The organism is Citrobacter sp. wls757 (genome assembly GCF_005280935.1).
GTDB lineage: Bacteria > Pseudomonadota > Gammaproteobacteria > Enterobacterales > Enterobacteriaceae > Citrobacter > Citrobacter portucalensis.
The window spans coordinates 1-12,256 of the sequence record NZ_SZWU01000020.1 but is presented as its reverse complement, the minus strand read 5'-3'; the positions used below and the strand labels follow the sequence as shown (position 1 = coordinate 12,256).

Here is a 12,256-nt window from a genome sequence, read left to right as displayed (position 1 = left end):
CGGGCCTTTTGCCGGATGGCGGCGTTACCGCCTTATCCGGCCTACTAAACTACAGGTCAACGTTTCAGGCTAACGCTTTGTCAATCTTCTCGAACAGATCGCCGGAGAGATTCTCCAGACCTTTCAGCTGTTCCAGCGCCGCACGCATTTTCGCCTGACGTTTTGCATCATAACGTTTTAAGCGAATCAGCGGCTCAATCAGACGTGACGCCACCTGCGGGTTACGACTATTAAGCTCAGTCAACATGTCGACCAGGAACTGATATCCACTACCATCTTCCGCATGGAATGCCGCAGGGTTGCTACCTGCAAAGGCACCGATCAGCGAACGGATTCGGTTCGGGTTACTCATACTGAAAGAGCGATGCTTCAGCAGGCCGCGTACCGTTTCCAGCACGTTTTTCGCCGGGCTGGTGGATTGCAGGATAAACCATTTGTCCATCACCAGACCGTCATGGTGCCACTTATCGTCATACTCCTGCATTAGCGCGTCGCGACAAGGCAGTTGCGCCGCCACTGCCGCGGATAGAGCCGCCAGCGCATCGGTCATATTGTTCGCTTCACGATACTGCTTGCTTACCAGCGTGTCAGCCAGATGGGTTTCGCCAAAGGCCAGGAAACGCAGGCAGGCGTTACGCAGCGTACGCTTGCCAATATCGGCATGCTCAACGCGGTACTCATCAAGATGATTAGCGTTATAGATGGCGAGGAATTCATCTGCCAGCTCGGCCGCCAGCGTGCGGGTTAACGCTTCGCGTACTTCGGTTATCGCCACCGGATCGATGATGTCGAACAGTTCGGCTATTTCATTTACTGAAGGCAGCGTCAGGATCTCTGCCGCCAGCGCCGGATCGATTTTCTCATCCAGTAAAATTGCGCGGAATGCATCAGCCACGTGTACCGGCAGCGACAGCGGTTGTCCCTGCTGATGACGGGCAACGTTAAGCTTAATATAGGTCGCCAGCAGGCTTTGCGCCGCGTCCCAACGAGAGAAATCGTTACGCGCATGACGCATCAGGAAGGTCAGTTGCTGATCGCTCCATTTGTATTCCAGTTTTACCGGCGCGGAGAATTCGCACAGCAGCGCCGGAACCGGTTGGAAGTAGACGTTATCAAAGACAAACGTCTGCTCTGCCTGGGTGACGTTGAGTACAGAATTCACCGGGTGCCCGCCTTTTTGTAGCGGGATCACTTTCCCTTCGTTGTCATACAACTCGAGGGCGAAAGGAATATGCAGCGGCTGTTTTTCGGCCTGATCCGGCGTGGCCGGCGTGCGCTGGCTGATCGTCAGCGTGTACTGCTCAGTTGACGGATTGTAGTCATCACGCACGGTCAGAATCGGCGTACCGGACTGACTGTACCAGCGGCGGAAATGGGAGAGATCAACGTTAGAAGCATCTTCCATCGCCTGCACGAAATCATCACAAGTTGCAGCACTTCCGTCATGACGCTCAAAGTACAGTTGCATCCCTTTCTGGAAGTTAGCCTCACCGAGCAGGGTGTGGATCATACGAATGACTTCAGCGCCCTTTTCGTACACGGTCAGGGTATAGAAGTTGTTCATTTCAATGACCATATCCGGACGGATAGGGTGCGCCATCGGGCTGGCATCTTCAGCAAACTGCAGACCACGCATGGTGCGCACATTGCTGATGCGGTTTACCGCGCGTGAGCCAAGATCGGAACTGAACTCTTGATCGCGGAACACGGTTAAGCCTTCTTTCAGGCTCAACTGGAACCAGTCACGGCAGGTCACACGGTTGCCGGTCCAGTTGTGAAAATACTCATGACCGATAACGCGCTCAATATCGAGGTAGTCTTTGTCGGTGGCTGTATCGGTACGTGCCAGCACATATTTGGAGTTAAAGATGTTCAGACCTTTATTCTCCATCGCGCCCATGTTGAAGAAATCCACAGCGACAATCATATAGATGTCGAGGTCATACTCGAGGCCAAAGCGCTCTTCATCCCATTTCATGGAGTTTTTCAGCGAGGTCATCGCCCACGGCGCGCGGTCAAGGTTGCCGCGATCGACGTACAGTTCCAGCGCCACTTCACGCCCGGAACGGGTGATAAAGGTATCGCGCAGAACGTCGAAATCACCGGCTACCAACGCAAACAGATAGCACGGTTTCGGGAACGGATCTTGCCACTGTACCCAGTGACGACCATTTTCCAGTTCGCCCTGCGCCACACGGTTGCCGTTAGAGAGCAGGAACGGATATTGGGTTTTATCGGCGATAATTTTGGTGGTAAAACGCGCCAGGACATCAGGCCTGTCCAGATACCAGGTAATATGGCGGAACCCTTCCGCTTCACACTGGGTGCACAGCGCTTCGCCAGACTTGTACAGTCCTTCCAGCGCGGTATTGGCCGCTGGGCTAATTTCATTCACGATACGCAGCGTAAAACGTTCCGGCAACTGACTAATGACCAGAGCGCCCTCTTCTTCTTTATACTCTGTCCACGGCTCGTCGTTCACGTGGATCGACACCAGGGTCAGATCTTCGCCATTCAGGCGCAGGGGCACATCGGACGCGCCATGACGGACAGCCTGGCTCACTGCGGTGACCACGGTTTTTTCAGCATCCAGGTCAAAGGTCAAGTCAATATCAGTAATCTGGTAATCCGGCGCACGATAGTCGTGACGGTATTTGGCTTGTGGCTGTTGTGTCATAAAAAAACCTTTAGCATCTTTAATAGAGTCTCGGCTTCAGTCTATTCCTGTTGCGTAAATCGCGCTACGCAGAATGTTCATCTTTTCAGGCACAAACACCCTTTTTGCTACATTTTCATAACACGTGGCACGAATTGCCCTCGACCAGAAAGAGAGCTTATGGTGTGATCGGGGTTCAATAAATCGCTAAACAGGGTATACTCCAGCGGTTTTCTTAGTTGTTTATTGTACTAAACGCTCCCGTGAGAGGATGCTACTGCGCACCTATGACACAATTCGCTTCTCCTGTTCTGCACTCGCTGCTGGATACAGACGCTTATAAGTTGCATATGCAGCAAGCCGTTTTTCACCACTACTATGATGTACAAGTAGCGGCTGAATTTCGTTGCCGTGGCGATGACCTGCTCGGTATTTATGCCGATTCTATTCGTGAGCAGGTGAATGCTATGCAGCACCTGCGACTGCAGGAGGATGAGTACCAGTGGCTCTCCGGCCTGCCTTTCTTTAAAGCTGATTACCTCACCTGGTTACGTGATTTCCGCTATAACCCGGAACAGGTTTGCGTCACCAATGATAACGGCAAGCTAAACATCCGCTTAACCGGTCCGTGGCGTGAAGTGATCATGTGGGAAGTCCCGCTGTTAGCGGTGATTAGCGAACTGGTACACCGTTACCGTTCACCTGAATCAGGCGTCCCGCAAGCACTCGATGAGCTGGAAAGCAAACTAGTAGAATTCTCTGCTTTAACGAAAGATGTCGATATGTCCCGCTTCCATTTGATGGATTTCGGTACGCGTCGTCGTTTTTCGCGCGAAGTACAGCAGGCTATCGTTAAACGCCTGCAGCAAGAGCCCTGGTTTGTCGGCACCAGTAACTACGATCTGGCCCGCCGCCTGTCATTAACCCCAATGGGTACGCAGGCGCATGAGTGGTTCCAGGCTCATCAGCAAATCAGTCCAGAACTTGCCACCAGCCAGCGCGTAGCCCTGGCAGCCTGGTTAAATGAATACCCTGATCAACTCGGCATTGCATTGACCGATTGCATCACCATGGACGCATTTTTACGCGACTTTGGCGTTGAGTTCGCTACCCGCTACCAAGGGTTACGCCATGACTCAGGCGATCCGGTGGAATGGGGTGAAAAAGCCATCGCTCATTATGAAAAACTGGGTATTGATCCGCTGAGCAAAACGCTGGTCTTCTCAGATAATCTCGATCTGAAAAAAGCGATTGAACTCTACCGCCACTTCTCTTCCCGCGTACAGTTGAGTTTTGGTATTGGGACACGGCTAACATGCGACATTCCGCAGGTTAAGCCACTCAATATTGTGATCAAGCTGGTGGAATGTAACGGCAAACCGGTGGCGAAGTTATCTGACAGCCCGGGTAAAACCATCTGCCACGATAAAGCATTTGTTCGTGCATTGCGCAAAGCCTTCGATCTTCCGCATATCAAAAAAGCCAGTTAAGCCTTCCAGGGAGCCATTTTGGCTCCCTTTTTCGCGTTTATTTCCGAAATCTTTCACTCCAGCTACGAATTCTGCTTGTCTGATTGCAGATGCCAGGTAACATAGGTATCCCCCCATTACGGGTGGACATGTGTTTATATATCCGACTATTAACAGAGAGAATATTATGAGCGTTGTGCCTGTAGCCGACGTACTCCAGGGCCGCGTAGCCGTTGACAGCGAAGTCACCGTGCGCGGATGGGTGCGTACCCGCCGAGATTCAAAAGCTGGCATCTCCTTCCTCGCCGTTTATGACGGTTCCTGCTTTGATCCTGTACAGGCCGTCATCAATAATTCTCTGCCCAATTACAATCAGGACGTACTGCGCCTGACGACGGGTTGTTCAGTTATCGTAACGGGTAAAGTCGTTGCATCTCCTGGACAAGGACAGAGCTTTGAAATTCAGGCCACTGAGGTTGAAGTAACGGGCTGGGTTGAAGATCCTGACACTTACCCAATGGCAGCCAAGCGTCACAGCATTGAGTATCTGCGTGAAGTGGCGCACATGCGTCCGCGTACCAACATGATTGGTGCGGTAGCGCGTGTACGTCATACGCTGGCGCAAGCTCTGCATCGTTTCTTCCACGAGCAGGGTTTCTTTTGGGTATCGACTCCGTTGATCACCGCTTCCGATACGGAAGGTGCCGGTGAAATGTTCCGTGTTTCTACGCTGGATCTGGAAAACCTGCCGCGTAACGATCAGGGTAAAGTCGATTTCGATAAAGACTTCTTTGGTAAAGAAGCCTTCCTGACCGTTTCCGGTCAGCTGAACGGTGAAACCTACGCCTGCGCCCTGTCTAAAATTTATACTTTTGGCCCGACATTCCGTGCAGAAAACTCTAACACCAGTCGTCACCTGGCAGAGTTCTGGATGCTGGAACCAGAAGTGGCTTTTGCTGACCTGAATGATGTTGCAGGCCTGGCTGAAGCGATGCTGAAGTACGCGTTTAAAGCCGTACTGGCAGAGCGTGCGGATGATATGAAATTCTTCGCTGAACGTGTCGACAAAGATGCGATTTCACGCCTGGAACGTTTCATTGACGCCGACTTCGCGCAGGTGGATTACACCGACGCGGTAAGCATTCTGGAAAAATGCGGTAAACAGTTCGAAAACCCTGTTTACTGGGGTGTGGATCTGTCTTCTGAGCATGAACGTTACCTTGCTGAAGAGCACTTTAAAGCGCCGGTGGTAGTGAAAAACTACCCGAAAGATATCAAAGCGTTTTATATGCGCCTTAACGAAGACGGTAAAACCGTTGCTGCAATGGACGTACTGGCCCCGGGAATCGGTGAAATCATCGGTGGTTCTCAGCGTGAAGAGCGCCTGGACGTGCTGGATGCCCGTATGCTGGAAATGGGTCTGAACAAAGAGGATTACTGGTGGTATCGCGACCTGCGTCGCTACGGTACCGTTCCGCATTCCGGCTTCGGATTGGGCTTCGAGCGTCTGATCGCTTACGTCACCGGCGTACAGAACGTCCGTGATGTTATTCCGTTCCCGCGTACTCCACGTAACGCCACCTTCTAAACGTGCGTTATTGTTTCAAAGGCCAGCATTGCTGGCCTTTTTTATACCCTTTTCGTGTTATCTGGATACCCATCTCACGTTAAACACAACCTTTCAATCCCCTCCACCTGTTACGTAATATTTCATCGCAATACATTTGCACAAAAAATAATCAGCAATTTTATTGTGGATTAGCATTTTCTGATTAAATAGTACATTTTTTAGCCTCTCGCACGGCACTCCAGACGTCCAAAAATCGTTACCTGTAAAATCCGAACTTTCCGGCATAACGGAGAAAAAATGACCTTATCAAAATTAAATATAAGAAAATCATATAAATAGAAATAAAAACGAAAATTTTAAGCGCAGGGGCATCCGAAGTTTGACGCTGTTCACAAAGTTGCACAAAAATAATAATTTGTTACACATTTTTTCTTTTTGAAACCAAATCTTTATATTTGTAGCACTTTGACGGTAGCGAAACGGTAGTTTGAATGGAAAGATGCCTGTCAGACACATAAAGACACCAAACTCTCATCAATAGTTCCGTAAATTTTGATTGACGGAATTTATTGGCGGCAGTGGCAGGTGTCATATAAAAACCGATGAGGGTAATAAATAATGATGAAGCGCAATATTCTGGCAGTGGTTATCCCTGCTCTGCTGGTAGCCGGGGCAGCTAACGCTGCAGAAGTTTATAACAAAGATGGCAACAAGCTGGATGTATACGGTAAAACCGTAGGTCTGCACTATTTTTCTGATAACGCTGGCAACGATGGCGATCAGACTTATGCCCGTCTTGGTTTCAAAGGGGAAACTCAGATTAATTCCGATCTGTCCGGTTACGGTCAGTGGGAATACAACTTTGCCGGTAATAACTCTGAAGGCGGCAGCGACGCTCAGAACGGCAATAAAACCCGTCTGGCATTTGCTGGTCTGAAATATGCCGATCTGGGCTCTTTCGACTACGGTCGTAACTACGGTATCGTTTACGATGCACTGGGTTACACCGATATGCTGCCAGAATTTGGTGGTGATACCGCATACAGCGACAACTTCTTCGTTGGCCGTGTGGGTGGTGTTGCAACCTACCGTAACTCTAACTTCTTCGGTCTGGTTGACGGCCTGAACTTCGGTATCCAGTATCTGGGTAAAAACGAGCGTGATGGCAATACCGGTCGTTCTAACGGTGACGGCGTTGGCGGTTCTGTAAGCTACGAAATGGATGGCTTCGGTATCGTTGGTGCTTACGGTGCAGCTGACCGTACCAACGCGCAGGAAAACTCCTTCTACGCTAACGGCGGCAAAAAAGCTGAGCAGTGGGCAACTGGCGTTAAATACGATGCTAACAACATCTACCTGGCAGCGAACTACGGTGAAACCCGTAACGCAACTCGCATCTCAGGTGCCGGAAACAGTGGCTTCGCCAACAAAACTGAAGATTTCTTTGTTGTCGCTCAGTACCAGTTCGATTTCGGTCTGCGTCCATCCCTCTCCTACAACAAATCTAAAGCGAAAGACGTAGAAGGCGTGGGTAACGAAGATCTGGTTGACTACATTGAAGTAGGCGCTACCTACTACTTCAACAAAAACATGTCCACCTATGTTGACTACCAGATCAACCAGATCGACTCTGATAACAAACTGGGCGTGAACTCTGACGACACCGTAGCAGTCGGTATCGTTTACCAGTTCTAATAGCAGACCTCTTTGTTAAATGCCTATAAAACAGGACTTCGGTCCTGTTTTTTTATATCTGCTAGCGAATTCTTGCGTCTTAAAAAAACACCTCAGCTTTTCGTCAGTAACGGTTGGCATTTTGTAAATCTACCGTTAACCTGATAGCGGACTTCCCTTCTGTAATCACTATGGAACCTCGTCATGTTTGAGAACATTACCGCCGCTCCTGCCGACCCCATTTTGGGTCTGGCTGATTTGTTTCGTGCCGATGACCGCCCTGGAAAAATAAACCTCGGGATCGGTGTATATAAAGATGAGACAGGCAAAACGCCGGTGCTGACCAGCGTTAAAAAAGCCGAGCAATATATACTGGAAAATGAAACCACCAAAAATTACCTTGGCATTGACGGTATTCCAGAGTTTGGTCGCTGCACTCAGGAATTACTGTTTGGTAAAGAAAGTTCGCTGATCAACGATAAGCGTGCACGTACCGCACAGACCCCTGGCGGCACTGGTGCACTGCGTGTGGCAGCTGATTTCCTGGCAAAAAATACGTCGGCTAAACGCGTATGGGTGAGCAATCCAAGCTGGCCGAACCATAAGAGCGTCTTTAACTCTGCAGGCCTCGAAGTTTGTGAATACAACTATTACGATGCAGCAAACCACTCGTTAGATTTTGATGCGCTGCTGGCAAGCCTCAGCGAAGCGCAGGCTGGCGACGTAGTGCTATTCCACGGCTGCTGCCATAACCCTACCGGCATCGATCCTACGCTGGAACAGTGGCAAACGCTGGCTCAGATGTCTGTCGAAAAAGGTTGGTTACCGCTGTTCGACTTCGCATACCAGGGTTTTGCCCGTGGCCTGGAAGAAGATGCAGAAGGTCTGCGCGCATTTGCGGCTCTGCACAAAGAGCTGATCGTTGCCAGCTCCTACTCCAAGAACTTTGGACTGTACAATGAGCGTGTAGGCGCCTGTACGCTGGTTGCTGCCGATACTGAAACCGTTGACCGTGCGTTCAGCCAGATGAAATCAGCCATTCGCGCTAACTATTCCAACCCACCAGCACACGGTGCATCCGTAGTGGCCACGATTCTTAGCAACGATGCGCTGCGTGCCATCTGGGAACAGGAACTGACTGATATGCGCCAGCGCATTCAGCGCATGCGTTTACTGTTTGTGAATACGTTGCAAGAGAAAGGTGCAAACCGCGACTTCAGCTTTATCATCAAACAGAACGGCATGTTCTCGTTTAGCGGCCTGACCAAAGAGCAGGTTCTGCGTCTGCGTGAAGAGTTTGGTGTCTACGCTGTCGCTTCCGGACGCGTAAACGTGGCAGGAATGACGCCAGACAACATGGCGCCGCTGTGCGAAGCGATTGTCGCAGTACTGTAATCTATCGCGCACAAAAAAGGCCGCAAATGCGGCCTTTTTATTTATTAAACGAATTACCAGACAGGCATTTCATCTTGCAGGAACGGGTTATGTAGCCGTTCGTTACCCAGCGTAGAAAGTGGGCCGTGACCCGGAATAAACGTTACGTCATCGCCCAGCGGCAACAGTTTACGTTTAATCGAATCGATCAGTTGGCTGTGATCACCGCGCGGGAAATCGCTGCGCCCTACGCCACCTTTGAAAATCACGTCACCAGAAATCAGTAACTTTGATTGCTCATCAAAGAAGACCACATGTCCCGGTGTATGACCCGGACAATGCAAAACCTGTAACGTCACGTTGCCAACGCTTATCCGGTCACCTTCATTCAACCAGCGATCGGGCGTCAGCGGCTCACAATCTCCCAGGCCAAACATGCGGCTCTGAGCAGGGAGTCCCTGTAACCAGAACTCATCTTCTTTTTCCGGGCCAATAACCGGTACACCATAATGCTGTGCCAGTTCAGCCGCCGCCCCAACATGGTCAAGATGACCGTGAGTAAGCAGGATCTGCATTAGCGTCAGACCGCTGGCATCCACTTCCTGTTTGATTTTCTCGGCATCGCCGCCGGGATCGACCAGCGCGGCCAGACGAGTCTGCTCACACCAGATTAGCGAGCAGTTCTGGGCGAATGCAGTGACCGGAATAATACGATAGTTCATACAGCTCCTGTTTCATTAAGCTTATGGATCACCAGTGCCGTGCAGGGCCAGTGTCAATATGCACAAAGTTACTGCTGGGGTAGTATCCTACACCACCTGCGCGCATAGATAACGCAGCTTTGCGAATATTACTTAATGCGATGCCTTCAATATGGAAATCCATGGCCTGACCTTTAGTGTGGTAGCTTTTCTTGGCCACACCACGGCTACGTGCACGGAGTTCATTATTGGTATCGATAGAGCGATAGCCTGAGATCAGCTGTACGGGTTTACGCGTGCCCAGCAGGCCCTGCAGACGGAAGAGTTGATCAAACAGTCCCGGGTCAATGGATTTCACTTTATTGGCCCGAAAATCACGGAAAAAGTGGTTAAGTTTTGCTAATTCGTCCTGAATATAGCCCCTGCCATCAAAAAACTCTGCTTTTATTGACTCACCGGTATGCAGGTTATTCAGAGTCAATATACGCGGACGTGGGGTAGAGAGTGTTGCAAACGCAGGCGTAGGCAAGATGGCAGCGCCGAGGGCAATACCACCAAGCGCCAGCAGTTTGCGGCGATTAGCGTCAAATTTGTCCATGGTATTAAGGTCTACAAGGTCAATGTTATCGTATGTATGCTCTAGCGCACGCGGGAAACCTTATCTGGCTAAGTAGTCCACGTCAAGGCTCCCAACCCCAGGAAATACGGGGCTCACAGCCATTTTGCCCCGTTTCCAGCATAACTTACGACAATCATTTTCCTCGAACTGCTTCATTTATCTGATTAATTGCTCGGCTTTTGACACAATTTGTGCGCTGGATCGCGCTGTCAGATCGTAATTGTAAATATCTGTACGATACTGCGTGCGCCCATCAGGGCCGACAAATGCGGTCAGATAGTAGAGGTTGACCGGAATATTCTGGCGAATATTCACATACCGCGTATCCCCTTGCTTCAGGGCATCCGAGATGCGCGTATCATTCCAACCCGCATCCTGTAGCAGCATATTCGCCAGCTCAGATGCCTTGTTCACACGCACGCATCCGGAGCTTAGCGCCCGCGTATCTTTCTGGAACAGATTGTGGTTCGGCGTATCGTGCAGATAAATAGCGTCCGAACTCGGCATATTGAATTTATAGCGGCCGAGCGAGTTACGTGCACCCGGAGCCTGCTGAAAGCGGAACGGCAGATTGGACGCAGTGATGGTCGCCCAGTCAACCTGCCACGGATCTATCGTCTCTTTACTGTTCCAGCCGCGCATTACGGTATAGCCGTGACGTTCAAGATACCCCGGGTCATTCCATAACTTAGGCAGAATATCTTTACGTGCCAGCGTCGGCGGCACGTTCCACGGAGGGTTAACGACCACGTTATTCAGCGCACTGCTCATCATCGGCGTTTTACGATCGGGACGCCCGACAATAACGCGCGAGGCCAGCACCTGATTGCCATTCTGATAATAAACCAGCGAATAGGCAGGAATGTTCACCATGATACCGGTAGACAGCTCACTCGGCAGCAGGCGCAAGCGCTGAATATTTAACGCCAGCACGCCCGCACGCTGAGCAGGCGTCACGTTCAGCCAGTCACGCGTCGCAGGGCCAATCGCGCCATCTGCGCCAAGTCCCTGCCACGTCTGAAAACGCTTTACCGCATCAACCAATTCACGATCGTAGGTGCCACGCCCTTCTTTGCCAGACGTACTGACGGCAGGCTCCAGCATCCCGGTTCGACGCAAAATTTCACGTAGCGCGGGGATGTCATTACTCCACTCCCCCGGACGCAGCGTTGCTGTACTGGTGAGCTGTGGCCAGGGACGTGTATCGCCCACCAGCTTGAGCAGTGATTCATGCATGGCTACATACTGCGGATGTTGAGGCGCAAGGCTGGCCACAAATGAAGTCAGTTGACCGTTATCCAGTGCGACCTGCCACTGGTTGATGACGGAAATCGGCGGCGTCGTTAGCGCATAGGGCTTATCGCTGTAAAGCCAGCGATTACCTTTGACAGGGATGTTAGCGATAAAGTGCAGATACCCCATCATCGCATCAGAGAGCACGATGTCTCTCGCCTGACCGGTTACTGCCGGGTCAGTCAGAAGTGCAACCCAGGTAGTGAACTGCGGCTGAAAGCCGGCAATTGCGACCTCGGCTAACTGTTGCTGAAATGCCTTTACCGCATCACGATTTTCCCACATCGGCTTCATTTCGCGTGCGGCATACAGCAGTTCCAGCTGGCTCATGTAAACCGGCGTATAACCTGCTGGCAGTTGAGAGTGTATTTCGGCGCGGGCTTTATCGACAGACACGCCTTCTGGCAGCGGTTGAATACCCGCCATGATGGCCGTCGCAGAAGATTGAACCTGCGGCTGCGATAACGCTGTTGGCTGTTCACTGACGGTCGCAGAGCTATCGCCAGGGATCATTTCAGGCTCATCGGCCTGAGCATTGAACAGTGGAGCGAATGTTACGGCCAGGCACAAACTGATTGCCGACAGCCGACGACCACACATTTTATTAAGCAACATCCCTTGCCCCCTGTTTTCTTTATCATACTCTGAATAGCCAGGCCGTCTGTATTCCTCTTTATTCTGACGAGGGTCGGACCTGTAAAACGCCAATACAAACTGAAGTATGACGAGCAAGCCTGTGACGCGTTAGGCTTACCTTTAGTATATAAACATCAAAAACTTTTTGCCTAACCTAATGTAAAGAAGTCTAAAGAAATTACACCAGGCATGAAGTCTTTTCGGAAAAAAATAAGGCGGCCATGTAGCCGTAATGCCAGTCAGTTAGCGCCTCAGTTTCAGTAA

The 12,256-nt window shown here is 50.8% G+C and carries 8 protein-coding genes; 4 read left to right on the top strand and 4 right to left on the bottom strand.

Going from position 1 to position 12,256, the window contains the following annotated elements:
- Positions 1-64: 64 nt before the first annotated feature.
- A complete protein-coding gene (pepN, locus tag FDW94_RS06065) occupies positions 65-2,677 on the bottom strand; it encodes an aminopeptidase N (RefSeq protein WP_071444989.1) in 2,613 nt (870 codons plus the stop codon).
- A gap of 266 nt (positions 2,678-2,943) precedes the next feature.
- On the opposite strand from pepN, the gene pncB reads away from it, so the two are divergent.
- The 4 genes from pncB (at position 2,944) to aspC (ending at position 8,764) form a co-directional block, all read left to right on the top strand.
- Positions 2,944-4,146, top strand: a complete 1,203-nt coding sequence (pncB, locus tag FDW94_RS06060; RefSeq protein WP_003836860.1) for a nicotinate phosphoribosyltransferase — start codon at positions 2,944-2,946, stop codon at positions 4,144-4,146.
- A 166-nt stretch (positions 4,147-4,312) separates the two neighbouring features.
- A complete protein-coding gene (gene asnS, locus FDW94_RS06055; protein ID WP_020996514.1) occupies positions 4,313-5,713 on the top strand; it encodes an asparagine--tRNA ligase in 1,401 nt (466 codons plus the stop codon).
- A gap of 600 nt (positions 5,714-6,313) precedes the next feature.
- Entirely contained in the window at positions 6,314-7,390 is a 1,077-nt protein-coding gene (gene ompF / locus FDW94_RS06050; protein ID WP_048235705.1) for a porin OmpF, read from the top strand.
- 183 nt (positions 7,391-7,573) lie between these two features.
- Positions 7,574-8,764, top strand: coding sequence for an aspartate transaminase (gene aspC / locus FDW94_RS06045; protein ID WP_048235707.1), 1,191 nt, complete (start codon positions 7,574-7,576; stop codon positions 8,762-8,764).
- A gap of 53 nt (positions 8,765-8,817) precedes the next feature.
- Here aspC and FDW94_RS06040 read toward each other — a convergent pair whose 3' ends face one another.
- The 3 genes from FDW94_RS06040 to ldtD form a co-directional block, all read right to left on the bottom strand.
- Positions 8,818-9,465 (bottom strand): MBL fold metallo-hydrolase, encoded by a 648-nt coding sequence (locus FDW94_RS06040; RefSeq protein ID WP_003831949.1) that lies wholly within the window; start codon positions 9,463-9,465, stop codon positions 8,818-8,820.
- Between the two features lie 28 nt (positions 9,466-9,493).
- On the bottom strand, positions 9,494-10,042 hold the full coding sequence (locus FDW94_RS06035; RefSeq protein ID WP_003831948.1) for a YcbK family protein: 549 nt from the start codon (positions 10,040-10,042) through the stop codon (positions 9,494-9,496).
- Positions 10,043-10,219: 177 nt separating this feature from the next.
- A complete protein-coding gene (gene ldtD, locus FDW94_RS06030; protein ID WP_137377294.1) occupies positions 10,220-11,971 on the bottom strand; it encodes a L,D-transpeptidase in 1,752 nt (583 codons plus the stop codon).
- Positions 11,972-12,256: the final 285 nt, after the last annotated feature.